This window comes from Zhongshania sp., assembly GCF_041623545.1.
Taxonomy (GTDB): Bacteria; Pseudomonadota; Gammaproteobacteria; order Pseudomonadales; family Spongiibacteraceae; genus Spongiibacter.
The window spans coordinates 1-3,074 of record NZ_JBFJWS010000356.1 but is presented as its reverse complement, the minus strand read 5'-3'; the positions used below and the strand labels follow the sequence as shown (position 1 = coordinate 3,074).

Below are 3,074 nucleotides of genomic sequence, written 5' to 3'. Positions count from 1 at the left end.
GACATTACTTGGCTCTAAGTAAAACATCACCTGACGCTTATCTTCACCATAGTATTTGCGCAGCGCAATTGTTTCCTGTTGGCGAATTTTACCACGCCGATCAGTAAGCTCTAACTTTAAACCAGAGCGCTGAGTGAGGCCTTCTGGTCGCTGGTCGACTGCCTGCATTACTTCAAAGCCATCTGCATCATCCCCTGCACTGGCAGGAATACTCAGTAGAGCCAGCGCGCCCAACAGAACGAGAAAGCCTACGCGAGCATAACCCTGTTGCGATACGGGCTGTTTGGAGTTCGTTACACTGGAATCACTAAAAAGTGCTGCTGGACGCATCACCCCAATCAGTGCGGTCATACTGGTTAAGCTCGTGACAAAGGCTGTGAGGACCGCTATTGCGACTAGTAAACCAAAATTTTGCAATGGCGGCACCTGGGACGTCATCAGTACGCCAAAACCTAAGGCAAGCGCAAGCAAATTAAATAGTAAGGCGCGGCCGGTGCTCGGAAATAGCTCCGCTACTGCAGCGTCATAGGATAGGTTTTTATCATTAATAAGTCCGCGCAAACGATCGATAGTGTGGATAGAGAAGTCCACACCTAAACCAATCGCGATTGCGGCAAACATAGAAGTGCCTATGCCAATCCAGATGCCCGCATACCCCATAATGGCAAATACCATAAGCACCGAGAACGCCACCGGCAGTGTTGAGATAACGCCCAATACAATGGAGCGAAAGAACAGAGCGGACGCCGCCATTACCAATATGAGCGCTAGTGCCATGCCCGCCGCGGTATTTCCTCGCAACGGGGCCATCCAAGAGTAAGCGAGATCAATCGAGCCGGTGGTGTGACCTTCAATCGAATCGTTATTAAATGTATCCATTAAGTAGCGCTTAAGGTCTAAAACAATCGGCTCGACCTGCTGAAAATTGTCATTTTTTAACTGACCTCGCACGTGGGCAAGCTTGTAATCGTAATCAATCTCCTCTTGAAAATCAGTGGGATCACCAGAGACTGAATAGAGCAAAAAATATTGTGCGACAAGGTCTGCACTGTCCGGGATATCGTAGTAATCAGGGTTGCCGGAGTTCATGGATTTATGCATTTGTTTAATGTAATCGACGATTGACGTTGTATTCTCTAGCCCGCCTTGGTCTTCCATCCATTTTTGCAAACTTTCAATTTTGCGAAGGTTTGCGGGCAGAAATAGATCTTCAGGGTTTGGGGTTGTTATTGCGACATCCAGATAATATGTGCCATCGAAGCTAGAATTAATCACAGCATCTGCAATGCGAAGCGGCTCCTGTTCTTGAAAGCTATGAATACGTTGATCGTTGAATTCGACACGACTAATGCCGACGACAGCGAAAATTAGGAACAACGCCGTAATAGTTAGGACCTGCTTTGGCTTACTCGCCACGCTACGCCCAACTACACCTAACACTTTACTTAGCATGTCAGGCTTAATAATTTCAGCTGGCTGGTTCTTTTTTAACCGTGGCTTGAACAGGGATAATAGCGCTGGTAAAAGCAGCAGCGTCCACGCCCACGCGGCCATTATTCCGATAGCGGCGAAAATGCCATAAGACCGCATTGGGGGGAGAAGTGCAGCAAGAGAAAGGCCCAAAAATCCCGCAACCGTGGTCAGTGTCGTCAGCGTAACTGGTCGCCACATAACCGTCATGGCACGAATTACCGCGTCGTGATGGTCTGGTTTTTGCTGCGCGGCCAACTCATCATAGTACTGAGTAAAGATATGTATTGAATCACAGACCGCGATACCAATAAGAATCACCGGCAACGAATTTGTAATAACGTACATTGGAATACCAGCAGCGGCCATGCTGCCAAGACCCACCGCAATGGTTCCAATCACAATAATGTTGGGCAACACCGTACCTGCAAGCGTACGAAATGCAAGCAGCAGAACAATAGTTATAATGACTGCAGCCATTGGGTTCAATCTACTAGCATCCGCGGCAATATAAGCGGACAAGTAACCAGAAACCGCGCCTTGACCAGCGACATGCAGTTCAATATTCTCAGCTACAAGCCCAATCGCTCTGGCACGCTCGTTAAGCTCTAGCAAAGCGTGATAAACCAATTCCCCTTCTACGTCTGGAAGCATCTCTGCGACGATCACAGTCGCGCTCCCATCTCGTGCGACAAGCGTACCGAGCATAAGGGGGAACTTCTGTATCCGGTCACGAATGCCGTCTGCTTCTTGAGCCGATAGCAGCAAACTCTCCCAGAAAGGCTCTACCAGCATGCCATCATTAGTGCCACGAATATCCTTCTCGGTAGCTAGGCTAATTACGGCATCTGGATCAATGCCCTCTATCGCCTCTATTTCATGACTTAACCAATCAACTAAACCCAGAGCCTCCGGCGTGTAAATTCCTCGCTCCGAACCTGAAGTGACTGCAATGACCATCGGCTCCTTTAGGTTGAAGACTTCTTCAACGTGATCCCTAAATGCCAAAGCGGGACTATCTTTAGGTACAAACGCTTCCGCAGATGTGTCCTTAGTTAGTTGAGGTAAAAATTTCCCCATAAGAATAATAACTATCAAACAGGAGGGAATTACGAGCCAGCGAAAGCGCAGCACATTTTCAAAGAATCGATAACCGACAGCTGTTGTCTTGTAATGGTTTGGTGTTTTTGTTTTCATAGCCTACCTACCAGTCGTTAGTTTTTTTAATCCAAAAAAAGGCAGCATCATTTACTGATGACGCCCAACGTTTGGTGACATAACCTTGTGAATATTACTTCGCCAGATTCCGCGGCACTAGCTAGTATGCGGGAGGTGACCAAAGCACCCTGTACTGATGCAACCAACCACTCAGCAAGCTCTGCGGCTTCCTTAGTATTTACTATACTTCCATCATCCATACCACGTTCAATCGCGGCTCTAACAAATTCTTGCTGCGCAAAGATTAAAGCTCGAGCTGCAGCCTGAACATGCTCAGGCATGTGCTGCCACGCTGATGCTAATGTGCCGCCAGGACAAAGTTGTCTTCCGGCTCCAAGCCTTTCTAAATATAAATCAAAACAATATAGCTCTAATTGCTTTAGAGG

Annotated in this window: 2 protein-coding genes; both read right to left on the bottom strand. The window is 47.6% G+C overall.

What is annotated here, in order from left to right:
- The coding region (locus ABYT30_RS17785) for an MMPL family transporter (RefSeq protein ID WP_373097827.1) at positions 1-2,667 on the bottom strand (2,667 nt) is incomplete at its 3' end.
- Between the two features lie 47 nt (positions 2,668-2,714).
- On the bottom strand, positions 2,715-3,074 hold a 360-nt coding region (locus ABYT30_RS17780), incomplete at its 5' end, for a TetR family transcriptional regulator C-terminal domain-containing protein (protein ID WP_373097825.1).